This window comes from Streptomyces sp. NPDC050211 (genome assembly GCF_040656035.1).
GTDB lineage: Bacteria > Actinomycetota > Actinomycetes > Streptomycetales > Streptomycetaceae > Streptomyces.
In genome coordinates this window covers 190,933-207,322 of sequence record NZ_JBFALC010000001.1, presented here as the reverse complement: position 1 = coordinate 207,322, position 16,390 = coordinate 190,933, and the positions used below count along the sequence as shown (strand labels likewise).

At 69.5% G+C, this 16,390-nt stretch carries 13 protein-coding genes; 6 read left to right on the top strand and 7 right to left on the bottom strand.

All coding sequences use genetic code 11. The annotated features are described in order from the left end of the window. Nucleotides 1–3: 3 nt before the first annotated feature. The 5 genes from AB0I98_RS00880 to AB0I98_RS00860 are packed head-to-tail and all read right to left on the bottom strand — an operon-like array spanning nt 4 to nt 6,389. Nucleotides 4–2,028: a right-handed parallel beta-helix repeat-containing protein gene (locus tag AB0I98_RS00880; RefSeq protein WP_362933242.1), complete on the bottom strand. Its 2,025-nt coding sequence runs from the start codon at nt 2,026–2,028 to the stop codon at nt 4–6. Between the two features lie 40 nt (nt 2,029–2,068). Further along, entirely contained in the window at nt 2,069–3,304 is a 1,236-nt protein-coding gene (locus tag AB0I98_RS00875; protein ID WP_362933239.1) for a mandelate racemase/muconate lactonizing enzyme family protein, read from the bottom strand. Between the two features lies 1 nt (nt 3,305). Then, nucleotides 3,306–4,133, bottom strand: coding sequence for a carbohydrate ABC transporter permease (locus AB0I98_RS00870; protein WP_362933236.1), 828 nt, complete (start codon nt 4,131–4,133; stop codon nt 3,306–3,308). Continuing rightward, complete coding sequence (locus tag AB0I98_RS00865; protein WP_362933233.1) at nt 4,133–5,119, bottom strand: sugar ABC transporter permease; 987 nt, start codon at nt 5,117–5,119, stop codon at nt 4,133–4,135. Before AB0I98_RS00865 ends, AB0I98_RS00870 begins: the two co-directional genes overlap by 1 nt. Nucleotides 5,120–5,123: 4 nt before the next feature. Further along, nucleotides 5,124–6,389 carry an extracellular solute-binding protein gene (locus AB0I98_RS00860; protein ID WP_362933230.1) on the bottom strand — a complete coding sequence of 422 codons (1,266 nt, stop codon included), beginning with the start codon at nt 6,387–6,389 and terminating at the stop codon, nt 5,124–5,126. A gap of 144 nt (nt 6,390–6,533) precedes the next feature. Here AB0I98_RS00860 and AB0I98_RS00855 point away from each other — a divergent pair, with 144 nt between their 5' ends. The 5 genes from AB0I98_RS00855 to AB0I98_RS00835 all read left to right on the top strand — a co-directional run bounded on the left by AB0I98_RS00855 (nt 6,534) and on the right by AB0I98_RS00835 (nt 10,756). Continuing rightward, nucleotides 6,534–7,304, top strand: coding sequence for a FadR/GntR family transcriptional regulator (locus AB0I98_RS00855; protein WP_362933226.1), 771 nt, complete (start codon nt 6,534–6,536; stop codon nt 7,302–7,304). A 116-nt stretch (nt 7,305–7,420) separates the two neighbouring features. Then, nucleotides 7,421–8,716, top strand: coding sequence for a 4-carboxymuconolactone decarboxylase (gene pcaC / locus AB0I98_RS00850; protein ID WP_362933223.1), 1,296 nt, complete (start codon nt 7,421–7,423; stop codon nt 8,714–8,716). A gap of 31 nt (nt 8,717–8,747) precedes the next feature. After that, complete coding sequence (locus AB0I98_RS00845) at nt 8,748–9,383, top strand: MBL fold metallo-hydrolase (protein WP_362933220.1); 636 nt, start codon at nt 8,748–8,750, stop codon at nt 9,381–9,383. A gap of 45 nt (nt 9,384–9,428) precedes the next feature. After that, nucleotides 9,429–10,208 carry an exodeoxyribonuclease III gene (locus AB0I98_RS00840; protein ID WP_362933217.1) on the top strand — a complete coding sequence of 260 codons (780 nt, stop codon included), beginning with the start codon at nt 9,429–9,431 and terminating at the stop codon, nt 10,206–10,208. A gap of 140 nt (nt 10,209–10,348) precedes the next feature. Continuing rightward, complete coding sequence (locus AB0I98_RS00835; RefSeq protein ID WP_362933214.1) at nt 10,349–10,756, top strand: DUF6278 family protein; 408 nt, start codon at nt 10,349–10,351, stop codon at nt 10,754–10,756. A gap of 248 nt (nt 10,757–11,004) precedes the next feature. Here AB0I98_RS00835 and AB0I98_RS00830 read toward each other — a convergent pair whose 3' ends face one another. Next, nucleotides 11,005–11,763: a hypothetical protein gene (locus AB0I98_RS00830; RefSeq protein ID WP_362933211.1), complete on the bottom strand. Its 759-nt coding sequence runs from the start codon at nt 11,761–11,763 to the stop codon at nt 11,005–11,007. Between the two features lie 82 nt (nt 11,764–11,845). Between AB0I98_RS00830 and ggt the strand changes: the two genes are divergently transcribed. Further along, nucleotides 11,846–13,645: a gamma-glutamyltransferase gene (gene ggt, locus AB0I98_RS00825; RefSeq protein WP_362933208.1), complete on the top strand. Its 1,800-nt coding sequence runs from the start codon at nt 11,846–11,848 to the stop codon at nt 13,643–13,645. 83 nt (nt 13,646–13,728) lie between these two features. On the opposite strand, the gene AB0I98_RS00820 is transcribed toward ggt, so the two are convergent. Then, nucleotides 13,729–16,254: an ATP-dependent Clp protease ATP-binding subunit gene (locus AB0I98_RS00820; RefSeq protein ID WP_362933205.1), complete on the bottom strand. Its 2,526-nt coding sequence runs from the start codon at nt 16,252–16,254 to the stop codon at nt 13,729–13,731. Nucleotides 16,255–16,390: the final 136 nt, after the last annotated feature.

Here is a 16,390-nt window from a genome sequence, read left to right as displayed (position 1 = left end):
GTATCACCCATAGCGGCGGTCTGCCGCGCCGGCGTTGGACATGATCTCTCTGGCCTGCGCGGGGATGTTGTCGCTGGTGAAGATGGTGTTGTCCTGTACGACATTGCCGCGTTGGCCGTCGACGAGGCCGGTGATGCCGGGATTGGTCGCGTAGTTCCCGGTCAGGGTCTGATCGCCGGTCAGGTTGTTGTTCTGGTTGTTGGCGTGCGCCCACTGGGCGGCGGTGTTGAGGAAGACATTGCGCTTCGCGGTGAGGTAGCGGGAGCCCTCGTCGAAGTACAGGCCGAGCTGCCCGCTCTTCTCGCAGAAGTTCCCCTCGATGACGCCGCCCGGGTTGGCGGAGAGCGTGTAGATGCAGCCCGCGTCGAAGAGCGTGTGCACGACATCGCTCACGTGGTTACCCACCACGCGCAGGTCCTTCTGGGTCGTGGGCGTGTCATAGATCGGCTGGAAGTCGTACAGGCCGCGGTTGATGTACTCGGGGCTGCCGCCCTTGTCGTTGGCGCCCCACCCGAATCCGACCCCGATGCCGGTGTACGGCATGTCGGCGACGTCGTTGTGCTCGATGGTCAGCCGGGTGGCGTAGCTGGCGAAGATGCCGTCCTGGTCGAGGTACTCCAGCGCCGTGGAGAAGATGCGGTTGTTGCCGAGCAGGATGTCGCTGTTGGTCATGCGCTCGTCGGACGGATGGTGCGCGTCGGGACGGACTCCGCCGACCACGATGCCGCCGCCGGCGCTCGCGGTGAATGTGTTGCCGGTGACGGAGATGTTCTGTGCGCCCAGTCCGACGCCGGTGGCATGGGCGTTGGCGTCGTTGCCGATGCCGAGCCCGACGGAGCCGAGGTTCACGAAGCGGTTGCCGGCGAAGGAGATGCCGTGCGCCGCCGAGACCTGCACGGCCGCGGGCGCCTGTGCCCAGCCGTTACGGGCCCCTTCGAATCCCTTGCAGCCGACCTCGCACGACGTGAAGGCGTCCGCGGGCCGCTCGGGCTGGACGCCGGTGATGAACGTGCCCGTCTGCTGGTTGGCGTATCCGTTGCTCGAGCTGGGGTGCAGCCACGTGGTGCCGGTGAAGGTCAGTCCCTGGAATCGCAGGTCGTGGGCCGGCTCGTCGTAGGTGCCGCCGACCTCGAGCAGCGTTTCCATGCGTGGCAGCTCGACCCGTGCGCGGTGAATGTCCTGTCCCTCGAGCGGCTTGTAGTAGAGCGTGCCGGCCGTCTTGTCCAGGTACCACTCGCCGGGCCGGTCGAGGAAGCTCTTGGAGTTCAGCAGCCAGAACTGCGGTGTCCTGAACGGGGACTGGATGGTGTCGTATCCGTACGTGTTGTTGTCCCAGGCGGGCTGCTGCATCGTGACGGTGGAGCCGGAGATGCTCTCGACGGGCGCGAAGCGGTTGGTGAAGGACAGCTTCGCCTGGAGTTCGATGCGCTTCTGGTCGGGCAGCGCGGCCAGGTGGTCCAGATCCGGGTTGTTGAGGGTGAAGCCGGTCGGGGTGAGGGAGATGTCGGACCGGTTCAGCTCGAGGCGCGCCCGCTGTGCCGGTACGCCGTCGACGTAGAGCTGCCGGGTGTCGAAGCCGGTGCCGACGTCCGCCTTGTAGATGCCCTTCTCCGGGTCGTCCAGCTCCCAGCCCGTGACCGGGTCGGCGCCGCTCACCACCGGCTTCGCTCCGGGCACGGCCTTCCAGGTCACCGTGTGCCCGTCGCGGCCGGAGTCGGCTGCGCCGAAGCGCAGCGGCGAGGTGAGCCGGTGGGTTCCGCCCAGGAGGTTCACGGTGACGTCGCCGTCGCCTCGGGCAGCGAGGACCCGGGCCCGGCGCTGCGCCTCCGCCAGGGTCTTCAACGGCCGGCTGAGAGTGCCTGGCCCGTGGTCGCTGGCGCGCGGAGCGCCGGTGGGAGCGACGACGAGTCTGTACCCCTTTGGAGCGGCGTGTGCGTCGGAGGGCAGGGCGGCGAGCAGTCCGGCGGTCAGGATCGCGGCGGTCGCCACGACGGACGTTCTTGTGTGCCGTGCGAGGAGCGAGGGCATGGCTGTGTCCCTTCTTCGCGGTCGGGGTGGTCCGGGCCGGTCAGGGCCCAGCGGTGTGCGGCACTTCGTTGACGGGATGCGGTACGAGGAACCGGGGAGGACCGGGGTGGTGCTGCTGCGTGCCGGCGTGGCGACCGGCCGCTGCGAGCAGTCGTCGTCCTGCGTGATCGGGCCGGATGCCGGGACCTTCGGGTGCGACGGTGTGCTGTCGCCCTGACGCCGTTATCGCTGCCTCGTCGACCTCGATGCCCAGGCCCGGCGAGTGGCCGAGGACGAAGGCACCGCCCTCGACGTGCAGGTCGAGGGAGAGGCCGAGGGGCGGCTGGAGGTTCTGCAGCTCGGCGGCGATGAGGTTGGGCACGGACGTCGCGGCGTGCAGGAGCGCCACGGGAGTGTCGCCGATCGGGCTGACGGGCAGATCGTGGGCGTGCGCCAGGGCGGCAACCCGAAGAAAGTGGGTCACGCCCCAGACCGCCGCCGTCTGGACGATGTCGACCGCGCCCTGGGCCAGCAGCGGCCGGTACTGCTCAAGGCCGCTGAGGTTCTCCCCGCTGGCGACCGAAGCCCGGATTGCCCGTCCGACGGCAGCCATTCCTTCGGCGTCCCAGCGCCGGACGGGTTCCTCGACCCAGGTGAGGTCGAGCGTGCGTTCCAGTTCCCCGACGTGACGGACCGCCTGCTTGCGGGTCCAGGTCTCGTTCGCGTCAAGCATCAGGGCCGGCCGCGCCCCCCGTCCGGCCTGGGTCAGGACCTCCCGTACGAGGGCCAGCCGGTCGCGGTCCCGCTCGACGTCCAGGCCGCCCTTGAGCTTGGCCGCCCGCAGGCCGTGCTCGGCGTAGGTCTGGTAGACGCGAGCCAGTTCGTCGTCGCTCAGGGCGATGTCCAGGGCCGATGCGTAGGCGGGGACCCTCCGGTCCCCTCCCCCCAGAAGACGCCACAGCGGTTCGCCCGCCGCCTTCGCCTTGATGTCCCACAGGGCGGTGTCGAGGGCACCGATGGTCCCGAAGAGGGCTCCGGCGTGGCCGGCCTTGAAGGTGTGCCGCAGCATGCGGTCGTAGAGCGCGGTCACGCACCGCGGGTCCTCGCCGTCTATGGCGGAGAAGACGGCGTCCACTTCTATGTGAGGCCCCAGTCCGACGCCGGTGATGCCCGCGTCGGTGTCCACCAGGATGATCGGCACCGGAGTGACCCCGTCGGCGTAGACGCCGTTGGCGTCACCGATGGGCCGGCCCCATTCGTGGACGGTCGTGAGGGTGCGAAACCCGGTTATCCGCATGTCAGCCCTTCGTGGCACCGGCGGTGATCCCGTCGGCGATCTGGCGCTGGAAGAAGAGGTAGAGCACGAGGACCGGCAGTGCGGCGATCAGCACCCCGGAGGCGAAGGTGGGGATGTCGTCGGAGTACTGCCCGCGCAGTGACGTGACTCCGACCATGAGGGTGCGGTGTTCGGGGGACGGCATCATCAGCAGGGAGATCAGCACGTCGTTCCAGCAGAACAGGGCGTTGAGGATGCCGACCGACAGCAGAGCCGGGCGGCCGATCGGCAGCATGATCCGCCGGTAGACGCCGTACGTCGTGTTCCCGTCGATCCTGGCCGCGTCCATGATCTCGCCCGGGATCCCGGAGTAGTAGCTCGTCATCAGGAAGATCGTGAACGGGAGGAACTGCGCGACGTAGGCGAGGATCAGCCCGGGATAGGTGTCCATGAGGCCGCTGTCCGCCATGACCCGCGCAAGCGGGACCATGATCACCTGGAACGGGATGAACAGCGCCGCGAGAAAGCACAGGAACAGGACCCGTGAGCCCCGGAACCGCAGATGGCTCAGCGCGAAGCCGGCCATCGAGCCGATCAGCAGAAGGAGGGCGACCGCGGACGCCACCACGATGACGGAGTTGGCGAAGTACCGCCCGAGGCCCACACTCGTCCATGCCGTGGCGATGTTGTCCCAGGACAGCGAACTCGTCAGGGAGAACCGGTCGAGGATGTAGTCGTGCCGGGTCTTCATCGCGACGTTGGCGGTGAACACCAAAGGGTAGATCGTCGCCACTGCCAGGGCGGCCATCGGGACGGCGACCACCCACACACGCAGGCGCACGCGGCGCATCAGTGCTCCTTCCCCGCGCGGCGGAGCAGCGCGAGCTGCGCGAGCCCCACCACGAGCATCAGGAGAAAGAGAACCGTCGAGGCGGCCGAGGCGAACGCCGGCCGGTTCATCTCCCCCTGCTGGACCCAGATGTAGTACTCGGGCAGATAGGTGGACCCCTCCGGGCCGCCGCTGGTCATCACGTAGAGCAGCCCGAACATGGACGTCAGCATCCCGATCATGGTGGTGACGAAGACGAACTGAATGGTGCGGGACAGGCCCGGGACGATCACGTGCCAGATGACCTGGGGCAGCGACGCGCCGTCGACCCGGGCTGCGTCGAGGAGCGTGGCGTCCAGGGTGGAGAACCCGGCGAGGAAGACCACCAGGGCCATCCCGAACGTCGCCCAGACGTGAACGCCGACCACCGTGAACATGGCGATGTCCGGATCGCCGAGCCAGTCGACGGGGTCGATGCCGGTGTTCCCGAGAGCCGCGTTGAGCGGCCCGTCGAAGGCCAGCAGCAGGTTGAAGATCGCGCCGACGAGCACCGGAGAGAGCACGGCCGGAAAGAAGTAGACGCTGCGGTAGATCCGGTGCCCGGGCACGCGCAGATAGATGAACGTCGCGAGCAGGCCGGGAATCGCCACCGCCACCGGAAGCAGCAGCACGAGCAGTCCGACGTTCTGCAGGGCTGTGCGAAAGAGCGGGTCCCGGAACAGTTCCGCGTAGTTGTCCAGGCCAACCGTGGCCCCGTCGCGCTCGCCGTCGCCGGTGAAGGAGAAATTGACGCCCATGAGTAGCGGGACCAGGCGGAACGCTACGACGATCACAATGGCCGGGGCCAACAGGACGTAGGGCGCGAGGCGTTCGGCACGCTGCCCACTGATGCGCCGCGGGGCATGCACCCCGGGATCCGTACGGCCCGTGCGCTGCCCGGCCTTTGTCTCGTCGGTCCGCCCGGTATCGGCCGGGCGGACCGACGAGGGCGAACCCCGGAGCGGCACGGGTTCAGCCCTTCCGGTCGGAGTCGGCCAGCTTCTGCAAGGCGTCGTCGACGCTGGTCGATCCGCTCAGGATCTGCTGGGACAGCCTCCCCATCAGATCCAGCGTCTTCGAGGACAGCGCGACGTGCAGTGCGGGCTTGCCGGTCTTGATCTCCGACACGATCGTGGTGAGGGCCTGGCCGCCGCCCGACACGTCAAGGGTGGTGTCGGACGCGACCGCGCCGGCGTCGGCGTAGAACGCCTTGAGAGCGTCTTTCGACGTCAGGGAGCGCACCAGGTCTGCGGCCAGTTTCGGCTTCTTCGTCCACTCGGCGACCCCGTAGCCGATACCGCCGTCGTACGGAAGGGCGGGGTCGGCTTCGGAGTTGACGAGCGGAGCCCGCATCACGCCGATGTCGTCCGGGTCCAGGAACTCGCTGAAGTCCTTCCAGTGGCCCACGTCCGACATCAGCCCCACGATGTGGGCTGCCTTGCCGGACTGGAAGCGGGCGAAGGCGTCGTTGAACAGCGCGGTCGAGTTGGCCCCGTCGTTGTTCAGGCCCGCGTCCTCGGCCTCCTTCCAGAGCTCGAAGATCTGTCGCACATGGGGTGAGTTCCAGTCCCGGTTCCCGGCGATCCAGTCGTCGTACTCCTGCGGTGTGAGGACGCCCGGCCCCATCCCCGAGAGGAAGAACTGGATGCCGATGCCCTCCTTGTTTCCGAGGGAGAGACAACTGGCCTTGGTCTTCTCGGCGATGGCCTTGCAGTCGTCGAGGAACTCCTGCCACGTCGTCGCCGGGCGTTCGGGGTCGAGACCGGCGTCGTCGTAGAGCGCCTTGTTGTAGTAGACCGGATGCCCCTGCAACGTCACCGGCGCGGCATAGACCTTGCCCTGCGCGGTGAAGGCCTCCCAACCCGCCAGCCGTTTCCTGTCCTTGGCCACGTAGTCGTCCAGGGGCAGGAGGGCGTCCGTACGGTCGCGTATCTCACCGCCGCCGTTGAAGAGCATGACGTCGGGGCCCTTGCCGGACTGAATGGCCGTGCCCAGCAACGTGTAGTACTGATCGAACGGCTGGGCGACGAACTCCACCTCCACATCGGGGTGCTTCTCGGCGAAGTCGGCTTTCGCCTGCTTGATGTAGGAGGCGGCCGACTCCTCGCCGGACTTCCAGTCCCAGACCACGAGCTTGTCGTCCGCGGCGTCGGGAGAGGAGCCGGATCCCGCGCTGCCGCAGCCGGGCAGCGTCATCGCCGCGACCAGGACGGCCGCCCACAGTGCTCGCCGGTTCATGCCGATCACTCTCCGTCGCCTTGCGGGGACTCTCCGCCCGCCGATGACTCGGAAACGTAACTCGTATGACGTATGACGTCAATGGCTGTCGCGTATGATGGCGCCTCGAGTCGCCCGCGTGGTCGCGGGACCACGGAGGAAGCCATGACGGCAACGCAGCCAGCAGCTGAGAGCAGTTCGGCGCCTCCCGCCTGGGCACGACGGCCGACCAACCTTGCGAAGGCGGTCACAGCCGAGTTGGTGGGGCGCATCGTTCGCGGGGAGCACCAGCCGGGGACGCCGCTCCCGCCCGAGCCCGCTCTCTGCGAGGCCTTCGCGGTGAGCCGGACCGTCATCCGGGAAGCCGTGAAGATCCTTCAGGAGAAGGGCCTGGTGCAGGTCCGCCAGGGTGCCGGCACCATGGTGACCGCCCCCGCGACGTGGAACATGCTCGACGAGCACGTCCTGGCGGCGAGCATCGACCAGGACGAGAGTCTGCAGCTCCTCGACGACCTCGTGGTCACGCGGCGGCTGCTGGAGTCCGACATGGCGCACGTCGCCGCCCGGCTGGCCACTCAGGACGCCGTTGACCGGCTGCGCACACTGGTGGACCGGATGGACGAACTCGTGGACGACCACGTCACGTACGCGGAGCACGACCGCGCCTTCCACGACGTCATCATGCAGGCGTCGGGAAACCGCATCGCCCGTGGGGTGGTCCGCGCACTGGAGAGCCAGGTCGTCAACACCGCGCGGTACATGGGCCGGCCGGAGCGCGCCATGTGCGTCGCGTCCAACCGCGGCCATCGCCGCGTGTACGAGCGCATCGCCGCCCACGACCCGAGCGGTGCGGCCGAGGCGATGTTCACCCACATCACCGAAGCGTGGCTCGTCCGCCGCAGCGCACCGGGCGACCCGGTGCGGCTGGACCGTTAGCGACCGGCGGCGACGCCGGGCCACGGCTCTCACCCGAGAGGTCTTTCACCTGATCCGGCCCACATCCTCACAGCCCCCGTCATAGGGGCGCTGTGAGATGTGAGAGCGTGCAAGACGTGAGTGAGAGCGTGACGAACACCCTGCAATACCGCTTTGACGGGCCAGAAGAGGCTCCAGTCCTGATCTTGGGACCCTCCCTGGGTACCACATGGCACATGTGGGACAGGCAGGTCCCCGAGCTGACGAAGCAGTGGCGCGTCTTCCGGTTCGATCTGCCGGGACACGGCGGCGCACCGGCGTACCCGGCGGGCTCGGTCGCCGAGGTGGCCGACCGGCTGCTCGCCACGCTCGACGGGCTCGGCGTGCAGCGCTTCGGCTACGCGGGGTGCGCGTTCGGCGGCGCCGTCGGTGTGGAGCTGGCGCTGCGGCACCCGGAGCGCCTCGCCTCGCTCGCGCTGATCGCCGCCTCGCCCCGCTTCGGCACGGCCGACGAGTTCCGGCAGCGCGGGGTGATCGTGCGCACGAACGGGCTCGACCCCATCGCCCGTACCTCCCCGGACCGTTGGTTCACCGGCGGGTTCGCCGCCGCGCAGCCTGCGATCACCGAGTGGGCGGTGCAGATGGTGCGCACCACCGACCCCGGCTGCTACATCGCCGCCTGCGAGGCGCTCGCCTCCTTCGACGTCCGGCCGGAACTCGGCCGCGTCGGCGTCCCCACCCTCGTGCTCGTCGGCTCGGAGGACCAGGTCACCGGCCCCGCCGAGGCCCGCACCCTGGTCGCCGGAATACCGGACGCGCGACTCGCGGTGGTCCCCGGCGCCTCCCATCTGGTGCCCGTCGAACAGCCCGCCGCCGTCACCGACCTGCTCGTCCGGCACTTCTCCACCGCCTGGCAGCCCGCCTACGACACCTCCACCGGCCAGGTCGCCATCCCGGCGGCCCCGGTCAAGCCGGTCCTGTCCGCACCGCCGCAGCCCGCGCCCATCGCCGAGATTGCCGCGGCCGTCGTACCGCCGCAGCCCACGGGGCGGCCGGATCCGTACGAGGCCGGGCTCAAGGTGCGCCGCGAGGTGCTCGGCGACGCGCATGTCGACCGGGCACTGGCGCAGGCCGACGAATTCTCCGGGGACTTCCAGGAGTTCATCACCCGGTATGCGTGGGGCGAGATCTGGGACCGGCCCGGACTCGACAGACGGTCCCGCAGCTGTGTCACCCTCACCGCCCTGGTCGCGGGCGGCCACCTGGACGAACTCGCCTTCCACACCCGCGCCGCCCTGCGCAACGGCCTCACCCCCGTCGAAATCAAGGAAGTGCTGCTGCAGGCGGCCGTCTACTGCGGCGTACCGGCGGCGAACAGCGCGTTCAGGGTGGCTCAGCAGGTCATACGCGAGGAGACCACTCCCACGGAGTGAGCCCGCGGCGCCCCGGAGGCAGGATGGTGCCATGAAGCTCACGAAGAAGTCGCACGCCTGTATCCGTCTCGAGAAGGACGGGCGGACGCTCGTCCTCGACCCCGGGGGATTCAGCGAGGAGGACGCCGCGGTCGGCGCGGACGCGATCCTCGTCACACACGAGCACCCCGACCACTTCAACGAGCAGCGGCTGCGGTCGGCCATGGAGGCCAACCCGGCCGCCGAGATCTGGACCCTCAAGTCCGTCGCGGACAAGATCTCGGCCGCCTTCCCCGGCCGCGTGCACACCGTCGGCCACGGCGACACCTTCACCGCCGCGGGCTTCGACATCCAGGTCCACGGCGAACTGCACGCCGTGATCCACCCGGACATCCCCCGCATCACCAACGTCGGCTACCTCGTCGACGGCGGCCGCGTCTTCCACCCCGGCGACGCGCTCACCGTCCCCGACCGTGCCGTGGAGACGCTGATGCTCCCGGTCATGGCCCCCTGGAGCAAGATCTCCGAGGTCATCGACTACGTCCGCGAGGTCAAGCCGCAGCGCGCGTACGACATCCACGACGCCCTGCTCACCGACCTGGCCCGCCCGATCTACGACAACCAGATCGGCGCCCTCGGCGGCGCGGAGCATCTGCGGCTGACGCCGGGGGCGTCGGCGGAGGTCTGAGCACCTCGGGCCGCGTTGTCAGACCCGCCCGGTAGGTTGTGGGACATGCGCATCGCGACCTGGAACGTGAACTCGATCACCGCCCGCCTGCCGAGGCTCCTGGCCTGGCTGGAGAGCAGCGGCACCGACGTGCTCTGCCTCCAGGAGGCCAAGGTCGCCGAGGACCAGTTCCCGACCGCCCAACTGCGTGAGCTCGGCTACGAGTCGGCGGTCCACGCGACCGGCCGGTGGAACGGCGTGGCGGTGCTCTCCCGCATAGGCCTCGAGGACATCGTCAAGGGCCTGCCCGGCGACCCCGGCTTCGACGGCGTGGTCGAGCCCCGCGCCATCTCCGCCACCTGTGGCCCGGTCCGCGTCTGGTCGGTGTACGTGCCGAACGGCCGTGAGGTGGATCACCCCCACTACGCCTACAAGCTCCAGTGGTTCGAGGCCCTCAAGGCGACCGTCGCGGGCGACGCGTCCGGCAGCCGCCCGTTCGCGGTGATGGGCGACTACAACGTGGCCCCGACGGACGACGACGTCTACGACGTGGCCGCCTTCGAAGGCTCCACCCATGTCACCCCCGCCGAGCGCGCGGCCCTCGCCTCCCTGCGCGAGGCAGGCCTGTCGGACGTCGTCCCCCGCCCCCTCAAGTACGACCACCCCTTCACCTACTGGGACTACCGCCAGCTCTGCTTCCCCAAGAACCGCGGCATGCGCATCGACCTCGTCTACGGCAACGAGCCCTTCACCAAGGCGGTCAAGGACTCCTACGTGGACCGAGAGGAACGCAAGGGCAAGGGCGCATCGGACCACGCACCGGTGGTAGTGGACCTGGACGTCTAAGCGGCTTGCGCCCCGTAGGGGCGCGGGGCTGTATCGATATGCGGCTCCGCCGCGTGGGCGCGACCAGCCCCCACCGGCCCGCAGGCAAATCACCTCCGCGCCTGTGGTGCGCACGGCGGTGCGAATGACAGGCTGGGGGTATGAAGATCCCTTTTCTGGGCGACCGGAGCAAGAAGCCCGGGTTCCCCGACGCCGAGGGCATCGCCGAACTCCTTGCCGAGTGTGAACTGCTGCGCTCCCAGGCGTCCGAGGAGGGCGTCCAACTGGACGACTCCGCCGCCTCGTTGGAGGAACTCGACCAGTTGGTCCCGCGATGGCGGGACGACGAGGAGATCCTGCCCTGGCTGGGCAACGACGCCGGGCTGTATCTGGGCACCGTCATCGTGCGTACCGTGCCAGGCGCCGCGTGGGAGATCTGGCCCAACGGCCAGCCGGTGATCCGGCTCGCCTCGGGCCGCGAATTCGATGTCGTCGCCTCCGGCCAGGAATGGGCGTCCAGCGGGGTACCCGAGCTGTCGCAGCTGTACGCGGAGGTCGCGGAGGCGTGACCCTCCGCGTTAAATACGGCTAATGCCCGAAAGGTGCGTGTCGTGTGCTTACGCCCCTCTTATCCGGATAGTTTGCGGCAACCACGACACAGTTGAGAGCGGGGTAGGGGGCAGCAGTCACAGTGCCAGGCCCGCCCGGCGGCAGCCGGAGATCACTGCTCGCACTGCGGAGGCGAGGAGAAGGTCAGCTGCACGCCGGACGGGTTCCGCCCCTGTGCCGGAGCGCCCGTGACCGTGCCCGGTGGGACTCAGGAGGCGCGGTGGGAGTTGCGCGGAGCCGCCGGGGCCGGCAGCGGCGTCTGCGCGGTCCGGGTGACATCGCCGACGAGTTCGACCACGTCCGGTCCGTAGGCCTGGGAGTTGATGACCTTCAGCAGCAGGACGAAGGAGTTGCTGCCGTGCTTGCGGGCCAGGCGCTCGTGGTTGCGGGCCAGATAGCGGGTCGCGGCCTGGTTGGTGATGGCACGCTGCCCGCAGAAGAGGAAGACCGGTCGGCTCTGCTTCGGGTCGCCCGCGGTGAGCCGGGCCAGCAGCACGTACTCGGCGACGCCCGCCTCCAGACGGTAGCGCTCGCTGCCGATCTGGAAGGCGCCCCGGTCCGGGCCGGGTTCGGGGTCGATGTTGATCCGTATCCCGGGCAGCATCGCGGACATATGGGCCAGCATGCGCCGGTTCGACCCCGGCCCGCCCACACAGAACTCCGTGCGCTCGCCGAAGCCCTGATGGACCGCGTCCTGCGTGATCAGCTGAGTGTGCGCGCCGCAGTCCTTGATCAGCGCGGACAGCTCCAGCAGGGCGAACACGTCGAAGCGGTGCACCGCCGGTTCGGAGGTGGCCGGGTCGCGGTTGACGACGAGCAGTGACTCCGAGTTCTCCGGCAGCCCGAAGAAGGCCTGCTTGCGGCGGAGTTTCCGCTTCCACACATAGGTCCGGGCCAGCCAGCCGAGCGCGGCACTGATGCCCGCGGCCACCACGCCGAGGACGATGTTGCGTACGTCGTCATTCATGGGCGCGCATGGTAGCGGGTGCTCCTGACGGGGGCATGTCGATCCATTAGGCTGCGCGAACGGTCCCTGACTGGAGGTGCGGATGCGTCGTTCCGTCGCACGCAAGCTGTCGGTCCTGGTGGTCTCGGTCGCCATGATGTCGGTGGGGGCGGCGGCGCCTCCCACCGCTTCCCGTACGGCCGTCGAGAAGGTCCCCGTCGCCGTCGGTTACGGCGGTGCCGTCGCCAGCGTCGACGCGGACGCCTCCGCCGCCGGTATCGAGATCCTGAAGCGGGGCGGCAACGCCGTCGACGCGGCCGTCGCCACGGCCGCCGCGCTCGGTGTCACCGAGCCCTACTCCGCCGGCATCGGCGGAGGCGGCTACTTCGTCTACTACGACGCCAAGTCTCGTACGGTGCACACGATCGACGGCCGTGAGACCGCGCCCCTGACCGCCGACTCGCAGCTCTTCGTGGAGAACGGCACGGCGATCCCCTTCGCCGAGGCCGTCAGCAGCGGCCTGAGTGTCGGAACCCCGGGCACGCCTGCCACCTGGCAGAAGGCGCTGGACAAGTGGGGGAGCAGGGGTCTGGGCACCCTGCTGAAGCCGGCGGAGCGACTCGCGCATGACGGCTTCGTCGTCGACGACACCTTCCGCACGCAGACCGCCGCCAACGAGACCCGGTTCCGCTACTTCCCGGACACCGCCGAGCTGTTCCTGCCGAACGGCGCGCTTCCTGTCGTCGGCTCCACCTTCAAGAACCCCGATCTCGCCCGCACCTACGCAGAGTTGGCGAAGAAGGGTGTCGGCGCGCTCTACCGGGGTGACTTGGCCGAGGACATCGTCGACACGGTCAACAACCCGCCCGTGGAGCCGAGTTCCGGCTGGAAGGCCCGCCCCGGCGACCTGTCCGCCAAGGATCTCGCCGCCTATCGCACCAAGCTCCAGGCCCCGACCAGGTCCTCGTACCGCGGTCTCGGCGTCTACTCCATGGCGCCGTCGTCCTCCGGCGGCACGACGGTCGGTGAGGCCCTCAACATCCTGGAGAACACCGACCTGTCGAAGGCGAGCGAGGTGCAGTACCTGCACCGCTACATCGAAGCGAGCCGGATCGCGTTCGCGGACCGGGGGCGCTGGGTCGGCGACCCCGCCTTCGAGGACGTACCGACGCAGGAACTGCTGTCCCAGCGGTACGCCGATTCGCGGGAGTGCCTTATCAGGGACGACGCGGTGCTGACGAGCCCGGTCGCGCCGGGCGACCCGCGCAATCCGGCAGCCTGCGACACTGGAGGCACGGCGGCTCCGACCACGTACGAGGGCGACAGTACGACCCACCTCACGGTGGCCGACAAGTGGGGCAACGTCGTCTCGTACACGCTGACCATCGAGCAGACCGGCGGCAGCGGCATCACGGTCCCGGGCCGTGGCTTCATCCTCAACAACGAGCTGACGGACTTCTCCTTCACCCCGGCCAATCCGGCCGTCCACGACCCGAACCTGCCAGGTCCGGGCAAGCGCCCGCGCTCCTCCATGTCCCCGACGATCGTCCTCGACCAGCACGGCAAGCCGGTCGTGGCGCTCGGGTCGCCCGGAGGCGCCACCATCATCACGACCGTGCTGCAGACGCTGACGGGGTTCTTGGATCGGGGGTTGCCACTCGTCGACGCGATTGCTGCGCCGCGGGCCAGTCAGCGGAATGCTGCGCTGACCGAGCTTGAACCTGGGCTGTTCAACAGCCCGTTGAAGGCGCAGCTGGAGTCGATCGGGCATGGCTTCCGGCTGAACCCCGAGATTGGTGCGGCGACCGGTGTGCAGCGGCTTCCGGGTGGGAAGTGGCTGGCTGCTGCTGAGAAGGTGCGGCGGGGTGGTGGGTCCGCGCAAGTGGTGTACCCCGCGCCGTAGGGGTCTGCGGGTGCGTGGGGGCTGGTCGCGCCCGCGCGGCGGAGCCGCATATCGATGCAGCCCCGCGCCCCTGGCGGGGCGCTTCAGGTGCGGTCGGCTGATTGGTTCTCTGGGGTGAACTTCAAGCGGTCGGCCTCCGTGTCGACCCTTACCCGGTCGCCCTCCTTGACTCGGCCGTCCAGGAGTAGGCGGGACAGTTCGTTGTCGACCTCTCGCTGGATCGTGCGGCGTAGTGGCCTTGCGCCGTACTCCGGCTGGTAGCCGCGCTCTGCGAGCCAGTCGACGGCTGTGTCGGTGAAGTCGACCGTGACGCCCTGGGCGTGCAGGAGGCGGCGGGTGCGTTCCAGCAGGAGGGTGGTGATCTGGCGTAGTTGGTCGCCTGTCAGCTGGCGGAAGAACACGATCTCGTCGATGCGGTTGAGGAACTCCGGCCGGAAGTGCTCGCGCAGTGGACGCAGGATCTGCTCGCGCCGTGCCTCCTCGTCGGCCTCGGTGCCGCCGGCCCCGAAGCCGATGCCGGCGCCGCGTCGGGTGATGGCCTCGGAGCCGAGGTTGCTGGTCATCACGATGACCGTGTTGGTGAAGTCCACGGTGCGGCCCTGGGCGTCGGTCAGCCGTCCGTCGTCCAGGACCTGGAGGAGGATGTTGAAGACGTCCGGGTGCGCCTTCTCCACCTCGTCGAGGAGGAGGAGGGAGTACGGGTGGCGGCGGACCACCTCGGTGAGTTGGCCGGCCTCCTCGTGGCCGACGTAGCCGGGCGGGGCGCCGACCAGGCGGCTGACGGTGTGCCGTTCCTGGTACTCGCTCATGTCGAGGCGGACCATGCGCTCCTCGCTGGCGAACAGGGCCTCGGCGAGCGCGCGGGCCAGTTCGGTCTTGCCGACGCCGGTCGGGCCGAGGAAGAGGAAGCTGCCGATCGGCCGGTCCGGGCTGGCGAGTCCGGCGCGGGAGCGCAGTACCGCGTCGGCGACCACGCGGACCGCCTCGTCCTGGCCGACGACCCGCTGGTGCAGATGCTCCTCCAGGCCGAGCAGCCGGTCCTTCTCCTCCTCGGTGAGGCTGCTCACCGGGATGCCGGTCTGCCGGGACACCACTTCGGCGATCGCTTCCGCGGTGACCTCCAGGTCCTGTCCCTCGTCGGCCTTTCCGTCCCCGGTCTCGGCGATCCGCCGCTTCAGTTCGCCGATCCGGTCGCGCAGCTGCGTGGCCGTCTCGTACTGCTCGTCCGCGACCGCCTGGTCCTTGTCCCGGATGAGCTGCTCGACCTCGCGCTCCAGGACCCGTACGTCCGTGCCCTTCGTCCGGGCGCGCAGCCGCACCCGCGCGCCCGCCTGGTCGATCAGGTCGATCGCCTTGTCGGGCAGCCGTCGGTCGGTGAGATAGCGGTCGGACAGCTCCACGGCGGCCACCAGGGCCTCGTCGGCGTAGCGGACCTGGTGGTGGGCCTCGTAGCGGTCGCGCAGGCCGCGCAGGATCTCGATCGCGTCCGCGGCGGTCGGCTCGGGCACCAGGATCGGCTGGAAGCGGCGGGAGAGTGCCGCGTCCTTCTCGATCCTGCGGTACTCCTCCAGCGTCGTCGCGCCCACGATGTGCAGCTCGCCGCGGGCCAGCGCGGGCTTGAGGATGTTGCCCGCGTCCATGGACCCGCCGCCCTCGCCGCCTCCGCCGGCGCCGACCACGGTGTGCAACTCGTCGATGAAGACGATCAGTTGGTCGGAGTGGGAGCCGATCTCACTCACGATGTTGTGCATCCGCTCCTCGAAGTCGCCCCGGTAGCGGGTACCGGCGACCACGCCCGTCAGGTCCAGCGCCACGACCCTGCGTCCGCTGAGTACGTCCGGCACGTCTCCGTCGGCGATGCGCTGGGCCAGGCCCTCGACGACCGCCGTCTTGCCGACGCCCGCGTCACCGATCAGCACGGGGTTGTTCTTGCCGCGCCGGGAGAGGACCTCGATGGTCTGCTCGATCTCCTCTTCCCGTCCGATCACCGGGTCGATCCGGCCCTGGCGGGCCAGGTCGGTGAGATCACGGCCGTACTTGTCCAGCGTCGGTGTCCCGGTGACGCGCGGCCGTTCGGCGCGGGGCGGGGTGGTGTCCGGGGTCTCCGGCGGCAGGCCGCTGGGGGCGAAGCGGGCCGCGTTGAGGATGTGCCCGGCGGCCGAGTCGGGGTTCGCCGCCAGCGCGCTGAGCACATGCTCCGGGCCGATGTAGCCGGTGCCGCGCGTCCGGGCCAGCTCGTGCGCGTCCAGCAGGGCACGCTTGACCGCGGGGGTCAGGGACAGCGCGGTGGGCGGCGGGGCCTCCTCCGGTGCGTGCTGGACCGGGCCCGAGCGCTCGTCGATCTCCGAGGCGAGGGAGTCGGGATCCGCGCCGGCCCTCGCGAGCAGGCTCCGCGTGGGCTCGGTCGCGAGTGCGGCACGCAGCAGGTGCTGGGTGTCCAGATCGCGGCTGCCGTGCTCGGCGGCGTACTGGGCGGCGCCGCGGACCAGCTCGCGGGCGGGTTGACTGAGCAGGCGGCCGATGTCGATCTGACGGGGGGCGGGGCGGGGGCCGCCGAAGAAGCGGGCGAGGAATTCGCTGAGGGGGTCGGAGTCGAAGCCGCTGGTCATCGCATGTCCGTTCCGCTGATCGACGTGCTGGTGCGGACGAGTGCCCAATGCGGGGCCCCGCTACACCCGGGGCCTCTACAACACCTTGGCACGGTCGATAGGCGGCGGCATGTTGGGCGCCTACTGTTCCGGGGAG